Source organism: Lyngbya sp. CCY1209 (genome assembly GCF_035615495.1).
Lineage (GTDB): Bacteria > Cyanobacteriota > Cyanobacteriia > Cyanobacteriales > Microcoleaceae > Limnospira.
The window spans coordinates 43,529-63,674 of the sequence record NZ_JAJENU010000517.1 but is presented as its reverse complement, the minus strand read 5'-3'; the positions used below and the strand labels follow the sequence as shown (position 1 = coordinate 63,674).

At 56.2% G+C, this 20,146-nt stretch carries 14 protein-coding genes; 9 read left to right on the top strand and 5 right to left on the bottom strand.

All coding sequences use genetic code 11. The features are described from left to right. The first annotated feature begins 81 nt into the window (after window positions 1-81). The 3 genes from LKE08_RS16920 to LKE08_RS16910 all read left to right on the top strand — a co-directional run bounded on the left by LKE08_RS16920 (window position 82) and on the right by LKE08_RS16910 (window position 1,912). Window positions 82-774: a ferritin family protein gene (locus LKE08_RS16920; protein WP_324705421.1), complete on the top strand. Its 693-nt coding sequence runs from the start codon at window positions 82-84 to the stop codon at window positions 772-774. Window positions 775-870: 96 nt separating this feature from the next. Next, entirely contained in the window at window positions 871-1,296 is a 426-nt protein-coding gene (locus LKE08_RS16915) for a ubiquinol-cytochrome c reductase iron-sulfur subunit (protein WP_324705420.1), read from the top strand. A gap of 43 nt (window positions 1,297-1,339) precedes the next feature. Further along, window positions 1,340-1,912 (top strand): PepSY domain-containing protein, encoded by a 573-nt coding sequence (locus LKE08_RS16910; RefSeq protein WP_324705419.1) that lies wholly within the window; start codon window positions 1,340-1,342, stop codon window positions 1,910-1,912. 478 nt (window positions 1,913-2,390) lie between these two features. Here the strand turns inward: LKE08_RS16910 and LKE08_RS16905 are convergent, their stop codons facing one another. Beyond that, on the bottom strand, window positions 2,391-3,740 hold the full coding sequence (locus LKE08_RS16905) for a hypothetical protein (RefSeq protein ID WP_324705418.1): 1,350 nt from the start codon (window positions 3,738-3,740) through the stop codon (window positions 2,391-2,393). 333 nt (window positions 3,741-4,073) lie between these two features. Here LKE08_RS16905 and LKE08_RS16900 point away from each other — a divergent pair, with 333 nt between their 5' ends. After that, on the top strand, window positions 4,074-5,036 hold the full coding sequence (locus tag LKE08_RS16900) for a spermidine synthase (RefSeq protein ID WP_324705417.1): 963 nt from the start codon (window positions 4,074-4,076) through the stop codon (window positions 5,034-5,036). Between the two features lie 218 nt (window positions 5,037-5,254). Beyond that, complete coding sequence (gene metH, locus LKE08_RS16895; protein ID WP_324705416.1) at window positions 5,255-8,803, top strand: methionine synthase; 3,549 nt, start codon at window positions 5,255-5,257, stop codon at window positions 8,801-8,803. On the opposite strand, the gene LKE08_RS16890 is transcribed toward metH, so the two are convergent. Further along, on the bottom strand, window positions 8,800-8,961 hold the full coding sequence (locus LKE08_RS16890) for a hypothetical protein (RefSeq protein ID WP_324705415.1): 162 nt from the start codon (window positions 8,959-8,961) through the stop codon (window positions 8,800-8,802). The genes metH and LKE08_RS16890 overlap by 4 nt on opposite strands. Beyond that, the gene (locus LKE08_RS16885) at window positions 8,958-9,212 is read right to left on the bottom strand and encodes a hypothetical protein (protein WP_324705414.1); all 255 of its coding nucleotides are present in this window, start codon (window positions 9,210-9,212) and stop codon (window positions 8,958-8,960) included. The genes LKE08_RS16890 and LKE08_RS16885 overlap by 4 nt, the downstream gene beginning before the upstream one ends. Window positions 9,213-9,402: 190 nt before the next feature. On the opposite strand from LKE08_RS16885, the gene LKE08_RS16880 reads away from it, so the two are divergent. Continuing rightward, window positions 9,403-10,248 carry a cyclase family protein gene (locus tag LKE08_RS16880; RefSeq protein ID WP_324705413.1) on the top strand — a complete coding sequence of 282 codons (846 nt, stop codon included), beginning with the start codon at window positions 9,403-9,405 and terminating at the stop codon, window positions 10,246-10,248. 171 nt (window positions 10,249-10,419) lie between these two features. Here LKE08_RS16880 and LKE08_RS16875 read toward each other — a convergent pair whose 3' ends face one another. Beyond that, the gene (locus LKE08_RS16875) at window positions 10,420-10,941 is read right to left on the bottom strand and encodes a DUF4330 domain-containing protein (RefSeq protein WP_324705412.1); all 522 of its coding nucleotides are present in this window, start codon (window positions 10,939-10,941) and stop codon (window positions 10,420-10,422) included. Between the two features lie 539 nt (window positions 10,942-11,480). On the opposite strand from LKE08_RS16875, the gene LKE08_RS16870 reads away from it, so the two are divergent. Further along, a complete protein-coding gene (locus LKE08_RS16870) occupies window positions 11,481-15,971 on the top strand; it encodes a response regulator (RefSeq protein WP_324705411.1) in 4,491 nt (1,496 codons plus the stop codon). A gap of 110 nt (window positions 15,972-16,081) precedes the next feature. On the opposite strand, the gene LKE08_RS16865 is transcribed toward LKE08_RS16870, so the two are convergent. After that, window positions 16,082-16,495 carry a hypothetical protein gene (locus LKE08_RS16865; protein ID WP_324705410.1) on the bottom strand — a complete coding sequence of 138 codons (414 nt, stop codon included), beginning with the start codon at window positions 16,493-16,495 and terminating at the stop codon, window positions 16,082-16,084. Between the two features lie 639 nt (window positions 16,496-17,134). Here LKE08_RS16865 and LKE08_RS16860 point away from each other — a divergent pair. Both LKE08_RS16860 and LKE08_RS16855 read left to right on the top strand, forming a co-directional pair. After that, window positions 17,135-18,562 (top strand): NAD(P)/FAD-dependent oxidoreductase, encoded by a 1,428-nt coding sequence (locus LKE08_RS16860; protein WP_324705409.1) that lies wholly within the window; start codon window positions 17,135-17,137, stop codon window positions 18,560-18,562. A 152-nt stretch (window positions 18,563-18,714) separates the two neighbouring features. Continuing rightward, window positions 18,715-19,977 (top strand): FAD-dependent oxidoreductase, encoded by a 1,263-nt coding sequence (locus tag LKE08_RS16855; RefSeq protein WP_324705408.1) that lies wholly within the window; start codon window positions 18,715-18,717, stop codon window positions 19,975-19,977. The last annotated feature ends 169 nt before the right edge of the window (window positions 19,978-20,146 follow it).

The window sequence follows — 20,146 nt, the reverse complement described above, 5'->3', positions numbered from 1 at the left end:
TCTGCAACTGCGATCGAAACTTGTCTATCTACACCATTCAATACAGCGATCGAAAACCCCATTTATAAGGAGTATCCTGTTATGAAACGTTTCGGCATCAACAAACCCACAGCCACTTTACTCTCCCTTTTAACCCTCGGCTTTTTCACCCTGTTGGGCGGTTGTTCCCAAAACCAACCCCCGACGGCGACGGTCGAATCCGAATCCCAAAACACCGAGACGGTATCCAACCAAGAATCCGCCACCCTCAAGAATCTCCAGGCGGCTTACAATGGCGAATCAAACGCCCACGCCCGCTACCTCGCCTTCTCCAAAAAAGCCGAGGAAGAAGGTTATTTACAGGTCGCGACGTTATTCCAGGCGGCCGCAGATGCCGAAGCCATTCACGCGGCAAACCACGCCGCAATTATCCGCAAAATGGGGGCGAAACCCGAGGCGACAATCGCAACTCCCGAGGTGAAATCCACCCTCGAAAATCTGGAAGAGGGAATTAGCGGGGAATCCTACGAACGGGATACGATGTACCCGGAATTTATCGAACAAGCCCGCAAAGATGGGAATCAGGATGCGGTGGTCACGTTCACTTATGCCGTAGAAGCCGAAACCGAACACGCCAAATATTACGCCCAGGCGAAAGACAATTTGGACGACTGGCGGGAAAATACCATGACATTCTACGTCTGCCCCGAATGCGGCTACACCACCAACGATCCCAATTTGGCAGTTTGTCCGGAATGCGGCACCGCGAACAACTTATTTTTGAGCGTTTCTTAAATCGAATTCGGATTCGACACCCGGGGAAATCGATCGCACCCTTTTTGACTCGCATTTCCCCGTTTTATGACCCCCTATAACTCCGGAAAAAATACGATGAATCGTCGCAATTTTATCACTTGGATGGGCGTGGGTGGTTTGGCGAGTTATTTGCCCGTCGCCTTGGTCGCCTGTTCTTCCACCGACAACGAAACGGCTTCGGAATTGGTCAGATCCGACGGATTTCAAGCGATCGGTACGGTTGAAAACTTCGACGAAAACGGCGTTTTACTGAACGCCAATATCCCGGCTGTGGTGATTAAAAATATCGGTCAAAATGATGGCTTTTCTGCCTTCAATCCGACTTGCACTCACCTGGATTGTACCGTCGAATGGCAGGGCGACAAAAAAGAGTTTTTCTGTCCCTGCCACGATTCCAGATTTGCCGCCGACGGCCAAGCCTTGGAGGGGCCGGCAGACCAACCCCTCGCCGTTTACGAAGTCAAACAGGAAGGGGATGTAATTTTGGTCAAAAAATCGTAGCACGGGCATCCTGCCTGTGAGCCAATCATCGAGAGGAACGAACATGAACTATGCAGTTAAATTCCGCAAAATTCATCGCAAAATTGCGCCAATTTTATTTATTCCACTGCTGCTTTCTGCCCTGACGGGCGTGATTTACCGATTGGGAAAAAGCTGGTTTGGAATGCCCGGAGAAGTCAGCAAAATTGTGATGAGCATCCACCAGGGAACCTACTTGGGGAAAGACCTGCGGCCGTTCTATATTTTACTCGTCGGTTTGGGCTTGCTCGGTTTGATTGTCACCGGAATTACCATGAGCAGGCTGGGGAAAAAATCGTCGCCCCCCACGGCTCAAAAAATGAGCGATCGCACCCTGCACCGGATCTTGGCTCCCATCGTCTGTTTGCCCCTATTTCTGAGTGCAATTAGTGGCATCGCTTATCGCATCGGGCGCACCTGGTTCGGGATGTCGTCGGATTTCGGAGAACTGATGATGGTCATCCACCAGGGAGAGTATTTGGGCGATTTCTTGAAACCAATTTACGTCCTGCTCGTCGGTGTCGGCCTGTTATTTATGTTGGCGACCGGAATTCGGATGACGGGCATTTTCCGCAAACATCGAACTCCACAGGTGTAACAATGAACGGATTGAGAATCAGAATTATGATTCCGAACAATTAGTATTTCATCGCGATCGGATTTTGTGAGATGGGGTTGCCGGCGGGGCGACCCCTATTTTTTGGGAGGTGATTTGAATTGGCAAATGTATCTCATTGACTTTAAAATTGCTGAGTCCGGTGCGTTCCCCCCCCGTTACTGACGGACTTCACGGCTTGGGAATTGCGGGGGAACACACCCTACAAAACTCTGGCTCCCCCCTTGTTAATGATCCAGCCGTTTCATTCTCGGTTAAAAATGGTCGGGGGCGACGATGAAAACGGTTGGGGGGAGCCAGGAACCCGTTTTTTTCCGGTTCAAAATACCTTTTGATTCCGAAAAATTTCCCTCTTCCCCCTCTGCTTCCTCTGCTTCCTCTGCTCCCTCTGCTATTTTTCGGGGGAGAATGAAACGGCCCTGCTTGTTAAGGGGGGCGGGGGGGGATCTGCGATTTTCGGTTAACGATAAATCTCCCGGTTCACCTCGTCAATTTTGGCGGTAAAATAGTCCTCCTTATATTTCAACTGTTCGGCGAGTTGCAGTCCGCTTTGAAAGGCTTGCAATGCCTGGGGATAGGCTTCCTGTTCCCGGTAGATTTCGCCGATGTTGTCGTAGGCGTTCATCATGCCATAGAAGTTGTAAGATTGCTGGTTGACGAGGACTTGGGCTTGGTAGAGTTCCAAGGCTGTTTGAATTTGGTTTTGGGCGCGGTACAGTTTCGCCAATTTCTCTAAAGCGAGACTGGCGTTGTCGAACTGTTGGATGGTCGTGGCGACTTGGTAGGCTTCTTGATAGGCTTGACCGGCTTGTTGGAATTTTCCCAGTTGTTCGTAGTGGGCCGCGATCGCCAATTTTTGCTCGGGGACGGGGATCAAATTCTGCTGGCTGATATAATATCCGATCAGCCGTTCTCTGGCCGCGATAGCCGGCAACAATTCCCCCATTTGTTCGTAAATAAATGCCAATTCCCGCAACGATTCAATTTGAGAGGGGGGGGCGGTTTCTGTTTCTCCCGGCGGCGGGGGCGGCGGGGGCGCCAGTTCCCCCGCATTTCGCAGGTTTTGAATTTGCAGTTGCAGTTCCAACAATTCTTCGTAGGCGACGGCGGCGTTGGGATAGTCCAGCCAGTTCAGATAAATTCGGGCAATTTCGCCGGCCCACCGTTCCCGCCGTAAAATCTCATCCCGTCCGTCCGCATTTTCCAGCAAAATCTGATAGGTTTCCACGGCTGGTTCTTTAGCCCGCACGGTTTGAAATGCCGTTCCCAGGGCTGCCAAAACGGTTTCGGATTGGCTTTGGGAGCGTTCTTGTTCTAAAATTTCTTGGAGTCGTTCAGTGATAAATTCTAGGTAGAGGCGCTGGCTATTATTCCAGGCGATCGCCCCCACCCGCTGCAGGGCCGTCATTTCTTCCAACACCCCGAAATAGCGACGCAGGCGCAGTTCCCGCGTCCACAGTTCAAAGGCCCCGATCGCATCCCCGGCGGCGAGGCGTTCGTTGGCTTCCACATTGAGGCGATCGAGTTCCGGTGCGAGGGTCTCTCGCTGTCCGGCGCCGAGGATGGTGCCCGGTGCGGGGGGGTTGGGCAACAGGGGGTCGGGTTCCCGATTCAGCAGGGGGTTGGGCGCGAAGGGATCGAGGACGCCGAGATCTTCCGGGGGGGCATCCCCGTCTTCCTGGGCGATGGCGATCGCGGAAAAACCCGAACCCACGACCGCCAGCAACAGGGCGATCGCCGTATTTTGAATCCGATTGAAAACCCGAACCATAGCTGTTTGATTGATGTCGAGACGGTCGATTTTTTCCATTTTTAGCACGTTCGCGATCGGGGAGGATCACGCAGCCCAACTTAATATCATATCACTTTTTTGGCAGTTTGGAATGGTCGCGAGCGGGCGACCGGGATTCATTTGAATAACGAAATCCCCCGGAATTTAAACCTATTATGCCGAAAAATTCCGCCTTAAATTTGAGTCAAAAAATTGACAAAAATCCGGGGTTCGCGAGAAAATGACCCCCAGGGTCGCCGTCGAAAGGGACAGGGAGCGGATTTCTGCGATCGCAAGTCGGGCGATCGCCCAATCCCGACAATGTGAAATCGAATTGTCGGTTCATTTGACCCACAACCAGGAGGAAATTTCATGTCAGATCGTCAAATTCAAGCGGACTTTTGGCTCAACGATTACATGACGCCGTGGGATATGTACGCCCACGGCATCACCCGCTATCTCACCTCCCAGAAGACCAATTATCAACAGATGGATATCGTCGAAACCGGCCTTTACGGTCGGGCGCTGGTTTTGGACGGAAAATGGCAGTCCTGCACGGGGGACGAATTTCTCTACCACGAACCCCTCGTCCATCCGCCCTTAATTTGCCACGGCAATCCCCGCAGCGTGCTGATCCTCGGTGGCGGGGAAGGGGCGACATTGCGGGAAGTTTTGCGCTGGAAAACCGTCGAAGAAGCCGTCATGGTCGATCTGGATGAAGCGGTGGTGGAAGCCTGCCGGAAACACCTGCCGGAGATGGCGGCCGGCGTCTTTGAAGATCCCCGAGTCACCGTCCACATCGACAACGCCATCAACTTCCTGGACACCACATCCCGACAGTGGGATATCATCATTTCCGACCTCTCCGAACCCGTCGAATACGGCCCTTCTTTTCCCCTGTTTACCCGCGAATATTTCCAAAAGATGGCGAAGCTTCTCCAACCCGACGGATGCCTCGTCGTCCAAGCCGGATCGACCTCCCCGGTGCGACTCGACTTTCACGCCAAGATCGCCAACACGATCGCCCAAATTTTTCCCAACATCCAATCTTACAGCAGCAGCGTTCCCAGCTTTGGAGAACCCTGGGGGTTCATATTAGCTTCCGCCGAACCCATCCCGTCCCGCCCCGACCCCAAGGAAGTCGATCGCTTGCTGGCCGAAAAGACGACCGGGGGATTTCGGATGTTGGACGGCAGCACCCTGCTGGGATTATTTCAGATTCCGATTTACCTGCGGGAGGCGATCGCGGCCGAAACCGGAATTTACACCCTCAGCGATCCCCCCAAAGAAGTCGGCCAGGGCATCCTCAAAGACTCCCCGACATCGAACCCCTGAGCCGGTTTTACCCAATCTTTACAATAGCTTCAAAGAAGTTTGTCAAAATCGAGTCCGACGGATGAGCCACAAAAATTGTGCCAAAATTATTGAAAGCCGCGGCGTTGCCACCGCAATTGGCGATCGCATCTCAACCCTTGGATTTGCATCGGGGAACCTCGGCCCCCTAGTATAGATCCAAATCTATCCTCTGACCCAAAGATTCTATCCGTCTCCTTATGAAAAGTGCATTTCTTGATCGCCTCCACAGCCCCGAGAGCCCCGTCATCGTCTTCGACGGCGCGATGGGCACCAACCTGCAAGTCCAGAACCTCACCGCCGAGGACTTCGGCGGCAAAGAATACGAGGGCTGCAACGAATACCTTGTCAAAACCAAACCCGAGGCCGTCGCCACCGTCCACCGGCAATTCCTCGAAGCCGGCGCCGACGTGATCGAAACCGACACCTTCGGTGGCACCGGCGTGGTTCTGGCCGAATATGATTTGGCGGACCAAGCCTACGACCTCAACAAAACCGCCGCCGAACTCGCCAAAAGCGTCGCCGCCGAATTCTCCACCCCCGAAAAACCCCGGTTCGTCGCCGGGTCGATGGGGCCCGGCACCAAACTTCCCACCCTCGGACACATCGACTTCGACACCCTCCAGCGGGCCTTCGCGGAACAGGCCGAAGGCCTCTATGACGGCGGTGTAGACCTATTTATCGTCGAAACCTGCCAGGACGTCCTGCAAATCAAAGCCGCCCTCAACGGCATCGAGGACGTCTTCAAAAAGAAAGGCGCGCGGCGCCCGATCATGGTGTCCGTCACCGTGGAAGCCTTCGGAACCATGCTGGTGGGCTCGGAAATCAGCGCCGCCCTCACCATCCTCGAACCCTACCCCATCGACATCCTCGGCCTCAACTGCGCCACGGGTCCGGACCTGATGAAAGAACACATCAGCTACCTGTCCGAACATTCCCCCTTCGTGGTGTCCTGCGTCCCCAACGCCGGACTGCCCGAAAACGTCGGCGGCCAGGCCCACTACAAACTCACGCCGCTGGAACTGAAAATGGCCCTGATGCACTTCATCGAAGACCTGGGGGTGCAAGTGATCGGCGGTTGCTGCGGCACCCGCCCCGACCACATCAAGGCGCTATCAGAAATCGCCGGGACTCTCAAACCCAAACAGCGCCAACCCCAAATCACCCCCTCGGCGGCGTCCATTTACAGTACCATGACCTACGAACAGGAAAACTCATTCCTGATCGTCGGGGAACGCCTCAACGCCAGCGGGTCGAAAAAATGCCGGGATCTGCTGAATGCGGAAGATTGGGACGGGTTGGTGGCCCTGGCGAAGGCTCAGGTCAAGGAAGGGGCACAAATTCTCGATGTCAACGTCGATTACGTCGGCCGGGACGGGGTGAAGGATATGCGCGAGTTGGTGTCCCGCCTGGTGACCAACGTGAATCTCCCCTTGATGCTGGACTCCACCGAATGGCAGAAAATGGAGGCCGGTTTGAAGGTGGCGGGGGGGAAATGTCTGCTCAACTCCACCAACTACGAAGACGGCGAACCGCGATTTTATCAGGTTTTGGAATTGGCAAAACGCTACGGCACCGGGGTGGTGGTGGGCACCATCGATGAAGACGGCATGGCCCGGACGGCGGACAAGAAATTTGAAATTGCCAAACGGGCTTATAATGATGCGATCGCCTATGGAATTCCGGCCACGGAGATCTTTTTCGACCCCCTCGCCCTCCCCATCTCCACCGGTATTGAGGAGGACCGGGAAAATGGCAAGGCCAGCGTCGAGGCCATCCGCCGCATCCGGGAGGAACTTCCGGGGTGTCACATTCTGCTGGGGGTGTCGAATATTTCTTTCGGCTTGAACCCGGCAGCGCGACAGGTGTTGAACTCGGTGTTTTTGCATGAATCGATGGCCGTGGGGTTGGATTCGGCGATCGTCAGCGCCAGCAAGATTTTGCCCCTGGCGAAAATTGACCCGGAACACCAGGAAGTCTGCCGCGATTTGATTTACGATCGCCGGCAGTTTGAAGGGGACGTCTGCGTTTACGACCCCCTGACGAAATTGACCACTTTATTTGAGGGGAAAACCACCAAGCGCGATCGCTCCGCCGACGCCAACCTCCCCGTCGAAGAACGCTTGAAGCGACATATTATCGACGGGGAACGCATCGGGTTGGAAGACGCCCTCGAAGAAGCCCTCAAACAGCATCCGCCCCTGGATATCATCAACGTTTTCCTCCTCGACGGCATGAAAGTGGTGGGGGAACTGTTCGGTTCCGGCCAGATGCAGCTTCCGTTCGTGTTGCAGTCCGCCCAAACCATGAAGGCGGCGGTGGCTTACTTGGAACCCCACATGGAAAAATCCGAGTCGGGGAATAACGCCAAGGGCACGTTTGTCATCGCCACGGTGAAGGGCGACGTGCATGATATCGGCAAAAACTTGGTGGATATCATCCTTTCCAATAACGGTTACAAGGTGGTCAATTTGGGCATCAAACAGCCCGTCGATAGCATCATCAACGCCTACCGGGAACACCAGGCCGACTGCATCGCCATGAGCGGTTTGCTGGTGAAGTCCACGGCGTTCATGAAGGATAATTTGGAGACGTTCAACCAGGAGGGAATTACCGTTCCCGTCATCCTCGGCGGCGCGGCACTGACCTCCAAATTCGTCTATGAGGACTGTCAGAACGCCTACAAAGGCCGGGTGATTTACGGCAAAGATGCCTTTTCCGACCTCACCTTCATGGATAAGTTGATGCCGGCCAAAACGGCGGGCAAGTGGGACGATTTGAAGGGCTTTTTGGACGAGTTTGCCGAAGGGGAACCCGACACCGGCAACGGCCACCGGGAACGGAAGGCGAAGAAGGAAAAAGCCCAACCCGCCGAACCGAAAGAAGTGGACACCCGGCGATCGGAGGCTGTGGATGTGGATATCGATCGCCCCACTCCACCTTTCTGGGGAACGAAGGTTCTCGAACCCGCCGACATTCCTCTGGATGAGGTGTTCTGGTATTTGGATTTGCAGGCTTTGATCGCCGGACAGTGGCAGTTCCGCAAGCCGCAGGGACAGCCTCGGGAAGAGTACGACGCCTTTTTGGAAGAGAAAGTTTATCCGATTTTGGCGGAGTGGAAAGGGCGGATTCTCGCCGAGAATTTGCTCCATCCTCGGGCGGTCTACGGCTATTTCCCCTGTCAGGCGGAGGGGAATACGCTGTTGATTTACGACCCGGAAAAAGTGCAGGCCGGAGAACATCCCACCGAACCCATCGAAACCTTTGAATTTCCCCGCCAGCGATCGGGACGGCGGCTGTGTATCGCCGACTTTTTCGCCCCCAAAGATAGCGGCAAATTCGACGTGTTCCCCATGCACGCGGTGACGGTGGGACAGGTCGCCACGGACTACGCCCAGAAGCTGTTCGCGGCGGACGACTACACCAACTATCTCTATTTCCACGGCATGGCGGTGCAGACAGCCGAGGCGATGGCGGAATGGCTGCACGCTCGCATCCGCCGGGAGTTGGGTTTCGGTGCCGAGGATGCCGACAACATCCGGGATATCTTGAGGCAGCGCTATCAGGGATCTCGGTATAGTTTCGGCTATCCGGCTTGTCCGAATATGCAGGATCAGTACAAGCAATTGGACCTGTTGAAGAGCGATCGCATCGAGTTGTACATGGATGAGAGCGAACAGCTTTATCCGGAACAGTCAACGACCGCGATCGTCACTTATCATCCCGTTGCTAAATACTTTAGCGCCTAACCGACAATCAATCCGATCTCCGTGAGGGGATCGGATTGTTTTTGTCCTGTTTTGAAGGTTTTTAAAGGTGCGATCGCGCAGACGATCCGGTGCTTCATCGCCCCTCCAATGAGTAAGGCAACTAAAACAGATGTATCGATTAAAATTGACTGACTCATGCTTCCCCCAATCCCTCCAGGTAGTCCTTGTTAACCGACAAGTCGGACGGTAAACCTTCTAAAGAGCCGATCAAGTCAGCGGTTGCAGCCAAAAATGAGTCTTCAGGTGGGTTCGCTTCTGGTTCTTCGTAGAGCGGCGATTCATCAATCACCAAAACAACCTTAAAGCGCCCCACGGGTACATTTTCACAATTCGCAAGCTGTACTTCTCCACTGGGACTAATGGTCGCGATCGTTTCAATCGTTTTCATGTTTGTCACTCCGGCTTTGATAATGACGACTGGGGTTCAAATCATCCGAATTCCTGCAACGACACTTTGGACAGACTCCCGACGCTCACCTGCGGTAGAGTGCGGGCCTTCTGTTCGTATTCTAGTTAAGATGTTCCGAAATTCCTCCCATCCGTTATAAATTGAGGATGACCATTCAGAAAATTAACCCGTGACCGTGCTCCAGTCTATTTTACAAATCTTTACGATCGCCCTCCTGTTCGCCTTGACGCTATTTGTGAATCCCAGTTGGGCCGACAATCTCCAACTCAGTCTCGCCGACGCCTACCAAATCATCAAAAGCCGGGAATTCGTCGATCTCACCCACAGCTTTGAACCGGGAATTCCCCACTGGAAAGGCTTTCCCGACCAAAAAGTTGAAACCGCCTACTGGTACGAACCGGGCATCGGAACCCGGGGTTCCGGCTTTTTCGCCCAATATTATTCCCTCATCGGCCAGTGGGGGACCCACGCCGACCCCCCGGCCCACTTTGTCCGGGGTTTGCGGACCCTCGACGAAATTTCCCCCAAAGAAATGATCCTGCCGTTGGTCGTCATCGACGTCCACGAAAAAGCCGCCCGCGACCCCGACTACACCATCCAAATGGCCGACGTGGAAGCCTGGGAAGCCGAACACGGCCCCATCCCGGCCGGCGCCTTCGTGGCGATGCGGACCGACTGGTCGAAACGCTGGCCCGACCCCGAGGCGATGGCGAATCGGGACGCGGCCGGAGTCGCCCACTATCCAGGTTGGAGTTTGGAGGTTTTACAGTATCTCTACGAAGACCGCCAAATCACCGCTTCCGGCCACGAACCCACCGACACCGACCCCGGCGTCGCCACCAGTCGGGACGACTACAGTTGCGAAGTCTACGTTTTGGGCCAAAACCACTACCAAATCGAATTGCTTGCCAACTTAGATCGAGTCCCGGAAGCCGGCGCCCTGGCCGTGGCGACATTTCCCAAACCCAAAGGCGGCTCCGGCTTCCCCGCCCGAGTTTTCGCCATTCTGCCGTGAGGGGAGCCATCAATCAACAATTGTTAATTGTTAATTGTTAATTGTTAATTGTTAATAACCCCAACGCGACTCCGGCTTCCCCGCCCGAGTTTTCGCCATTCTACCGTGAGGGGAGCCATCAATCAACCATTATTAATGGTTAATTATTAATGGTTAATTATTAATGGTTAATTATTCCTTCACCCGCACATCGATGACGCTGGTGTTGAAGTTGTAGGCTTTGCCCTCGAGTTCCACCGTGCCGCCGATCTTAATTTTGGAATTGCCCAAAACCGGGCCGTCGTCGGTGATCTGTCCCCTTCCTTCCAGGGTCAGCAGGACATTGTTACTGAAAGTCGTGTCAGCCGTCGGGTCGGGGAGTGCCTTTACACTGCCGTCCGGTTGGGTGACGGGAACCGTGCGGGGGAGAAATTCGACCGCCTTGATATCCACCTGGCCGTAGGGTTGATTGCGGATGATCAGGTTGGTTTTGTCTCCGACTTTAAATAAACTCTCCGGGTTACGTCCCCTCAACCCCAAGGCGATGACATCCACTTCCACGGGTTTGGTCGTGACTCCGACTTGGGCGACCGAACCGGACGTTCCGGGGAAAAAGAAAATCCCCACGATCGCCAGGGCGATCACCGCCGCGGCACCGAGATCGAGCAAACTCACTTTACCAAACAGGCGACCTTTAGAATCCAAAATAACCATAGAACGCGATCGAGCAGTTTTTCACTGATTGATAATGGTACAATCCCAGACCTCAAATCCGCCGGTTGAGGGGAATTTCGGAGGGATTTTGAATGGGGGCGGATATTGTCGAGCATACCATCCGGCCGATTCGATCGGGAATGGGCGATCGCCCATTTGTGGGGAGATCGCAGCTTGGGTTCAAAATAGGAATAGGGTTTTTCTTTTTGTCGGCGAGGTTGCGGACGGGTCGGCCGCTGCGATCCCTGCACCCGGCATTGCGGCGGGAAAGCCGAGACCCGCTCCCGGGCCGGAAACGGTGGGGGTCGGATGAATCCTCAGCGGAGCCAATCCGGGTGCGATCGCAGTTGTATCGCTCCTGTCTGGCGGAGAGTCGGAGTTCGCGAGAAAATTGAAGCGGACATCTGCTCACATTGCCAATTATCCTGGAGGTAGTAATGGGTCAAACCCCCCAGGTATGAAAGCCACTTTTATGTTAAAGCCGCGACCTCACCCCCAGCGCCGACTTCTCCAACCCGAACCCACCAGTTGCCCCTCCCATGTTTATTTCCTCCATCGGTCAAGCCATCAACCGCAACCCTCTGACGACGACACCGGACACCCCCGTGGAAGATGTCATCCTGCTGATGAGCAGCACCCGCTCGAGCTACGCGCTGATCGTCGAGAAGCGGGAAGCCGCCACAGGTGAGGGGGAAACAACGCTTCAGGACCCCCCGAAGGTGTTGGCGGGCATTTTTACAGCCCACGACATCATCCAACTCTGCTCGATCAACGATCGCCTTTCGGGATTCCCCATTTCCCGGATCATGATCCGCTCCGTGGTAGTCGCCAAAGAATCGGAACTCACCGACATTTTCGCGCTGTTCGCCTGTTTTGAACGCCACCAGATCCGCCACCTGCCCGTCATCAACGACGAAGGCGAACTCGTCGGGATCGTCCGCCCCCAATATTTTTTACCCGGCCATCCCAACCCGTCCCGGACGACACCGATGCCCGAGCGCCTCAACTCCCGCAACGGGGCTCTCGCCGCGGGCGGCCCAACCCTGATTCCCGAGCGCCTGATTCAACTCAACCCGATCGCCCCCCTGCCCGCCTCCCGGATGATCCACGCTCCCTCGCGGTCGTCCATCTACCACCTGACGCAGTTAATGTGCAAATACCGGGCCTCCTGCGTGGTGCTAACGGAAACCCTGTCGCCCCCGTGCAAAACCGCCGACAAACCGGCGAGTCGGCTGGTGGGGACGATCACGAGCCAGGATATCATCCAACTCCTCGCCCTCGGCCTCGACTTCGAGAAAACCGCCGCCGAGTCCGTCCGGAACGCGCCCCCCGTCCTGGTGCGATCGCGGGCCACCCTGGGGGTGGCGGTGCAGTTGATGAACCGGTACTACAACCAACTGCCCCTGATCGTCCTGGACGAAGCCGCACCCCGCGATCGCCCCCACCCCATGCGCGTCCTCACCCCCGACACGATCCTGCTCCTGGCGTTGCGGCCCCAATCCATGCACGCCACCCTGCTGAGTTGCCAAGATCGGGGCGACGCGGCCGCCGCCCCCGCCGGGACGCCGACAGCCGCCCCCGAACCCCCCACCCCGGAAACCGACGAACTCCGGGAGCGCACCGAGGCGATGGCCCGACTCTACGAGGCCACCATCGGATCGGACGCCGACTTTGAAACCCGCGTCGCCCGACTGCTATTGATGGGGTGCGATCGCTTCAACTTGGAAATCGGCCTGGTCGGGCGCGTCTGGGCCGGACGCTACGAAGTCATCGCCGCCCGCGTCCCCGACGACTTCGCCTTCGGCTTCGCCCCGGGCGACACCCTCGCCCTCGACCAGACCTTCGAGGGGGAAGCCGCCCGCTCCCCGGAAGTGGTGGACATTCCCTCGGTCGCAGACTCCCGCTGGAAAAACCACCCCGCCCGCACCGTCCGCCACTTTGAAGCCTACCTCGGCGCCCAAATCGCCGTCGGGGGGCGGGACTACGGCACCGTCAGCTTCCAGAGCCACCGGCCGCGATCGCCCTTCCGCCCCGTCGAGCGGGAAATCGTCAAACTCATGGCCACCTACATCGGCGGCGAAATCGCCCGGGAACAGGCCCGGGAAGCCCTGGAACGGCAAAATCAACACCTGCTGCTGCTCAAACAGATCACCCACAGAGTCCGCTCCAAACTCGAAACCCAGGAAGTCTTCCAGACCACCGCCACCCAAATCGGCCGGGTGTTCGGCGTCAACCGCTGCTCCATCTACACCTACATCCCCGAACCCTACCCCCACCTCGCCTGCGTCGCCGAATACCTGGAGGCGGGCTACGAATCCACCCTGAAACTGGAAATCTCCGTCGCCTACAACCCCTACATCGAAGCCCTTTTAGCCGAAGATCGTGCGATCGCTTCCACCGACGTCTTCTCCGAACCCCTGCTCGAATCCTCCGTCCCCCTGTGCCGCAACATGGGACTCAAATCCATGCTGGCCGTCCGCACCTCCTACCAGGACGAACCCAACGGCATCATCATGCTCCACCAGTGCAAGCAGATGCGGGAATGGAACCGAGAAGAAATCGAATTCCTCGAAGACGTCGCCTCCCAAGTCGGCATCACCATCGCCCAGGCCAAACTCCTGGAGGCGGAAGTCAAAAGCCACCGCGCCCTCGAAGCCAAAAACCAGGCCTTGGAGGAGGCCAAACTCGCGGCCGAAATCGCCAGCCGCGCCAAGAGCGAATTTCTCGCCACCATGAGCCACGAAATCCGCACCCCCATGAACGCCGTCATCGGCATGACCGGCCTGCTGCTGGACATGGAGCTGAGCCCGGAACAGCGGGATTTCGTGGAAACCATCCGCACCAGCGGCGACGCCCTGCTGACCATCATCAACGATATTTTGGATTTCTCCAAGATCGAATCGGGCAAGCTGGAACTCGAACGCCACCCCTTCAAGCTGCGGACCTGCGTCGAAGAGTCCCTGGAACTCCTCTCCACCCGCGCCGCCGAAAAGAACCTGGAACTGGCCTACATCATCGACCCCGACACCCCGGAAACCGTCCTCGGAGACGTGACCCGCCTGCGGCAGGTGATCGTCAACCTCGCCAACAACGCCATCAAGTTCACCGCCGATGGAGAAGTGGTGGTCGCCGTCAAGGCCACCCCCATCCCCGGAGACGGGGGGACGGCCGACGCCGAAACCCCCACGGGAGAGGAAACCCACCCGACCGCCAGCCGACGCTACATCCTGCAATTTGAAGTCAGGGACACCGGCATCGGCATCCCCCCCGATCGCATGGACCGCCTGTTCAAAGCCTTTTCCCAGGTGGACGCCTCCACCACCCGCCAGTACGGCGGCACGGGCCTGGGGCTGGCCATCTCCCAGCGGTTGAGCGAACTGATGGGGGGACAAATGTGGGTGGTCAGTTGGGTGAATTTGCTCGACAAAACCCACGACATCGACGACGAGGACTCCCACTCCATCGTCTCGAGCATCTCGGGCTACCCCCCCAAAGACTTCGTGCGGCCGGCCTTCGGGCGCACCGGCTCGACCTTTTACTTCACCATCCAAACCGCCGCCGTCGTCACCCCCGAGTTGGACGAGTTCGGCGACGATTTCCTCAGCGGAAAGCGGGTCCTCATCGTCGAGCATCACGAAATCAACCAGACGGTCCTCGCCCGCCAGGTGAAATCCTGGGGGATGGTCCCCACCTGCGTCAAAACGGCCGGCGACGCCCTGAATATACTCCAGGGCAATCCGGAACTGGATTTGATCCTAGTGGGCATCAATTTGCCCGACATGGAGGAGAGCGAACTCGCCTATCGGATTCGCAAGTTGGAGCGGGAGATGCTCAAAACGGAGCGCCGCCAGAAACCTTTCAATGTGGTGATGTTTAACTACGCCAGCAATACGGAGGTGGTGCGACGGTTGGAGCGCAAGCGCGTCGAGGTGGCGGGATTCGTGAACAAGCCCCTGAAGCAGTCCCAGTTTTACAATACCCTGATGCAGATTTTCGCCGACAACGACATCATCAACGAGCGCTACAAGATGAAAATGGCGGACGGCGCCTGGGTGAAGGACGGCCCGCCGTCGAGTTTGCGGATTTTGTTGGCTGAGGATAATGTCACCAACCAAAAGGTGGCGCTCAAGGTGTTGCAGCGCTTGGGATACCGGGCGGACGTGGCCGGCAACGGGTTGGAGGTGTTGGATGCCCTGAACCGACAGAATTATGATGTGGTGTTGATGGACGTGCAGATGCCGGAGATGGACGGGTTGGAAACCTCCCGACACATCTGCGCGGCCTTCGGCGACGGGACGGACGTCCGCCCCCGCAAGCCCTGGATCATCGCCATGACGGCGAACGCGATGCAGGGCGATCGCGAAATGTGCTTGAATGCCGGGATGGACGACTACCTCACCAAACCCATCCACCGGGAGGCCCTCGCCCAAGCTCTGGCGAGGTGTCAGCCCCTGTGCGAGGCGGTTTCTGAGGGTGCGGCACCAGTCGAAAATGGATTCTGTCCGGCGTCGGCGACGGTGGCTTCCCGGACGGAAGCCGTGGGGGGTGAAAATGGACGGGGGGTGGCCGTCGTCGTCGGCGAGACGAACGGACATCAAGTTTTGGATACTGATACCGACGAGGAGGAATTGATGAGCGGCAGCCCTTTGGATTACCAAGTTTTGGGCAATTTGAGGGAATATGACGATGAGGACGATCCGTTTGTGGATTTGTTGATCGCCACTTATTTGCAGGAGGCACCCCAGCATATTGATGGCATCCGAAATGCGATCGCCGCCCGGGATGCCAAGGGGTTGAAGGAGTCGGCCCACACCCTCAAGTCCAGCAGCGCCCAGTTGGGGGCGCTCCGGTTTTCGGAACTGTGCAAGGAACTCGAATATATGGGCCGCGCCGGCATGGAAAATGAGGATGAAATCGCAGCCTGTTTTGTCGCCGGAACGGCCGCGGAGCGGTTCGCCGCGGCGGAGGCGGAATGGGCGCGGGTGGAAGAGTCTCTCAAGGCGGAGATTAATGAGATCAAATCCGGATAATTCACCGCCATTGTCAGGGGTTGGGAATTGTGGATTTTATGGCAACTGACAGAATGGTTAGGACTTTGCTATTGTAGAAAGGGAATGGGGAATGGGTTTTTCCCACACCCTCAACCCCACTCCCGACTCCCGACTCCCGACTCAGAAGCGCCCATCGCTATACCCGTCAAATTGGGCAGATTTTTGGCGATTCTATCCGCCCAAAATTCGTGGTCTTCCCGGGTGAGGACGATCCGTTTAAAATAGTCGTCCGCGACGGTCAAAACGAGAAAATCCCGCGATCGCGTCGCGTACCAAAATTCTCGCCCCCTTTCGGTATAATACGTTCCGGCGGCGATCGCGCCCGGGACAAATGTGCCGGGGGCGCGGATGACCCGATACCAGTCGATCGCGGGTTTTTCGGTGGAAACGCTCCGGATGCGATCGAGGCGGATTTCGATCGCCGAACCCCAATAAAATGCCAGCAGGTGTTCGACACCTTCGAGTTCGATTCTCAGACGGTTGTCGGTGATTTGAAGTTGCATCGATCGCCCCCAATTTTTCCAAGTTTAACCGTTCAATTATACGCAATGGTGATGCGGCAATCCGGTCGTTTATTCCCGAAAACAAAACCGACCCAAATCTGGAAAAATATGGCGACTATCGCCCGTATTTTTACCGTTTCGGAAAGGCAGAAAAACCTGGAAAGCCCGATGCTTGCGATCTCGAGTCATGAGCGAGGCAAGTGGTTGCGGTAAAATGAGGTAAACAAGGGGCTCCATCCCCTTGTTAAAACCCCGATCGAAAAGCAGTTTGAGTTCCCCATTCCCCATTCCCAACTCCCGACTCCCGACTCCCGACTCCCCACTTCTGCGATCGCATCATGACATTTTCGGCCCGGGATGGCGCTTAAAAAGACTTAACGTACACACCCCTGACTAATAATCTGTATCGCCATATACTGAAAATAGAGGGTTCGGTAGTGCGATCGCCGCGATCGCCCGAAATGCTTTCCACTCCCTAACTTACAGAACCCTACCGCACCCGAATTTGGGTGTTGCGCCTCGGTGCGGGGCCAACGCTGACACCCACAGCTTGACAAACTTTGGCTGTTTCATTCACCCGAATTGCCCATCCATTCAAGGCTGTATGACCCCCAGGCAAACACTCACAAGGATAGAATCATGCTGTACGATGCGATCGTTATCGGCGGTGGCGTGACCGGATGTGCCATCGTCCGAGAACTGATACGATATTCCCTCCGAGTCGCCCTCCTCGAATCGGAAGTCGAGGTCGGTTTCGGAACCTCCAAAGCCAATAGCGGCATCATCCACGGCGGACACCACAGTTCCCCCGACACCCTCAAAGGCAAGCTGGAATGGGAGGGAAACCAGATGTGGGACCCCCTCTGCGACGAACTCGGATTCGGTTTCAAACGCATCGGGGAGCTCACCGTCGCCCTCGAAGACGACCAACTTCCCACCTTAGAAAAACTGCAAAAACAGGGGCAAGAAAAAGGCGTTACCGGCTTGGAAATGTGGGATTCTGACCGCATTAAAACCGAAGAACCCCACATTTCCTCCGAAGCGATCGCCGCCCTGCACGCCCCCACCACCGGAGTCGTCAACCCCTACGAAGCCTGCTTTTCTTTAATTGAAAATGCCGTTTTGAACGGCTTGGATTTATTTACAAACTGCCCCGTCACGGGACTGCGAGAAACCGCCGATAGTACCTGGGCGATCGACACCCCCAGGGGCGAATTCAACACTTGTTTCGTCATCAACGCCGCCGGACTCTACGCCGACGCGATCGCGGAATTTGCCGGAGTCCGAAACTTTACCATCAAACCCAGAAAAGGCGAAGAATACCTCCTCGACAAACGCTTGGTGGGACTGGTGAAGCGGGTGATTTTCCCCTGTCCGACGCCCGTTTCTAAAGGTATCTTGGTCATCCCCACCTACGACGGGACATTGATGGTCGGCCCCACCGCCGAAATGGTGGACGACAAAACCGATCTGACCACCACCCAGGAAGGCGGCCAAAAAGTATTTTCCTCCGTCACCCGCACCGTCCCCGGCATCAGTCCGAGGGATTGTATCGCCGAATTTGCCGGACTGCGGGCCGTGGCGGAAGGGGAAGATTTTATCATCGGAACCACCGGCAAAAAAGGATTTATCAACGTCGCCGGCATCCAATCTCCCGGACTCACCGCCGCCCCCGCGATCGCCACAATGGTCGCCGATATTTTGCGGGAAGAAGGTCTATCTCTCGACCCCAAAGATAACTTCATTCCTTCCGTTCCCAAACCCGTCCATTTCGCCTCCCTCTCCACCGAAGAACAAATTAAACTGGTCGAAAAAAATCCCAGTTACGGCCGCATCATCTGCCGCTGCGAATTGATTACCGAAGGGGAAATCATCGACGCCATCCGCCGCGGTGCCCGCACGTTGGACGGCATTAAATTCCGCACCCGGGCCGGCATGGGCCGCTGTCAGGGCGGCTTTTGTACCGGACGCTGCATGGAATTGATCTCGCAAGAATGCAATCTGTCCATGACGGAAGTCACCAAACGCGGCGGCGAAACGTGGGTGATCCGCGAACCGGTTCATTAGGGTGTGGGGTGTAGGGTGTAGGGTGTAGGCAAAAAGATCAAAAAAACGCCGTAGGGGCAACCTTATAGGGTTGCCACCTCATTCCCGAAACCCGATTCTCCCTTCCCAATTCCATTTGATATTTTTGTCGAAATTTGTAATGAGAACACATCATGATTACCGAAACTGTTACCCACTTAAAACGGGACTATGACGTGGTGGTGGTCGGCGGCGGGCCAGCCGGGATGGCGGCGGCATTAGGGGCGAAAGAATCCGGCGCCGAAAAGGTTTTGATCGTCGATCGCGAAAAGGAGGCGGGCGGCATTTTGCTGCAATGTATCCACCCCGGTTTCGGCCTCCAACACTTCAAAGAAGAGCTCACCGGACCGGAATACGCCCAGCGATTTTTGGAAAAGACGATTTCGGAAGATATCGACATCGCGGCGGATACCTACGTTTTGGATATCGATCGCGATCGCCGGGTGAAATTGATGTCCGGAACCCGCGGCGTACAGGTCGTTTCCGCCAAGGCAACCGTCTTGGCGATGGGTGCGAGGGAACGGACTCGGGGGGCGATTCGCACGCCGGGAACCCGCTGTTCCGGAGTGTTGACGGCGGGGCTCGCCCAACGATTCGTAAATATGCTGGGATTTCTACCCGGAAATCGGGCGGTGATTCTCGGTTCCGGCGATATCGGTTTGATCATGGCCAGACGGCTGACTCTCGAAGGCGTGGAAGTGGCGGGGGTGTTTGAAATTATGCCCCACGCCAACGGGTTGAACCGGAATATCGTCCAGTGTTTGCAGGACTTTGATATTCCCCTTTACCTGTCCACGACGGTGGCGGAAATTCACGGACGCGATCGCATCGAGGGTGTCACCGTCGCCCCGGTGGACGGCTTCAAACCCATTCCCGAAAAAGGCTGGTATATCCCCTGCGATACCCTGCTTTTGTCCATCGGTTTGATACCGGAAAATGAGTTGTCCCGACAGTTGCGGTTGCGGATCGATCCCATCACCAACGGGCCCGTCGTCAGCAGCACGATGGAGACGTCGATGGACGGGGTTTTCGCCTGCGGAAATGTGGTCCACATCCACGATCTGGTGGATTTCGTCAGCCAGGAAGCGTTACTCGCAGGACGGAATGCGGGACTGTACGCCACCCAAAACCGGCCGCCGGCGGACAATATCCGTTTGATTCCCGGGGAAAATGTCGCCTACTGCGTGCCGCAAACGATTTCGAGCGATCGCGACCACACCGTTTATATGCGGGTTCGCAAACCCCTCAAACAGAGCGTTTTGAAATTGGGGGATGTCTACGAGAAAAAACTGCGGTACGTCTTCCCGGCGGAGATGGTGAACCTGAAAGTCAAACCGCGATTTTTGCAGAATTTCCACGGGGATGCGTTGAAGGTTGACGTTTTGCCCGTCGAGTAGTAGACCGTTTCGGCTCAAATGAGGCAAAATTCCAAACGGAGCATCGGGCATCTTGCCTGTGGATTCAGATCCAGTCCAGTCGGGTGGGTTAGGCAGCTTAAACCTAGGCTGTGAGAGCCATCTAGAAATCCGCCGTCACCCACCGTTTAAGATGAAACAGTCCAGTCGT

Bases quoted from the DNA above. Each gene is read 5' to 3' on its own strand.
- LKE08_RS16920 (WP_324705421.1), top strand. From the start codon at position 82: ATGAAACGTTTCGGCATCAACAAACCCACAGCCACTTTACTCTCCCTT.
- LKE08_RS16915 (WP_324705420.1), top strand. From the start codon at position 871: ATGAATCGTCGCAATTTTATCACTTGGATGGGCGTGGGTGGTTTGGCG.
- LKE08_RS16910 (WP_324705419.1), top strand. From the start codon at position 1,340: ATGAACTATGCAGTTAAATTCCGCAAAATTCATCGCAAAATTGCGCCA.
- LKE08_RS16905 (WP_324705418.1), bottom strand. From the start codon at position 3,740: ATGGAAAAAATCGACCGTCTCGACATCAATCAAACAGCTATGGTTCGG.
- LKE08_RS16900 (WP_324705417.1), top strand. From the start codon at position 4,074: ATGTCAGATCGTCAAATTCAAGCGGACTTTTGGCTCAACGATTACATG.
- metH (WP_324705416.1), top strand. From the start codon at position 5,255: ATGAAAAGTGCATTTCTTGATCGCCTCCACAGCCCCGAGAGCCCCGTC.
- LKE08_RS16890 (WP_324705415.1), bottom strand. From the start codon at position 8,961: ATGAGTCAGTCAATTTTAATCGATACATCTGTTTTAGTTGCCTTACTC.
- LKE08_RS16885 (WP_324705414.1), bottom strand. From the start codon at position 9,212: ATGAAAACGATTGAAACGATCGCGACCATTAGTCCCAGTGGAGAAGTA.
- LKE08_RS16875 (WP_324705412.1), bottom strand. From the start codon at position 10,941: ATGGTTATTTTGGATTCTAAAGGTCGCCTGTTTGGTAAAGTGAGTTTG.
- LKE08_RS16870 (WP_324705411.1), top strand. From the start codon at position 11,481: ATGTTTATTTCCTCCATCGGTCAAGCCATCAACCGCAACCCTCTGACG.
- LKE08_RS16865 (WP_324705410.1), bottom strand. From the start codon at position 16,495: ATGCAACTTCAAATCACCGACAACCGTCTGAGAATCGAACTCGAAGGT.
- LKE08_RS16860 (WP_324705409.1), top strand. From the start codon at position 17,135: ATGCTGTACGATGCGATCGTTATCGGCGGTGGCGTGACCGGATGTGCC.
- LKE08_RS16855 (WP_324705408.1), top strand. From the start codon at position 18,715: ATGATTACCGAAACTGTTACCCACTTAAAACGGGACTATGACGTGGTG.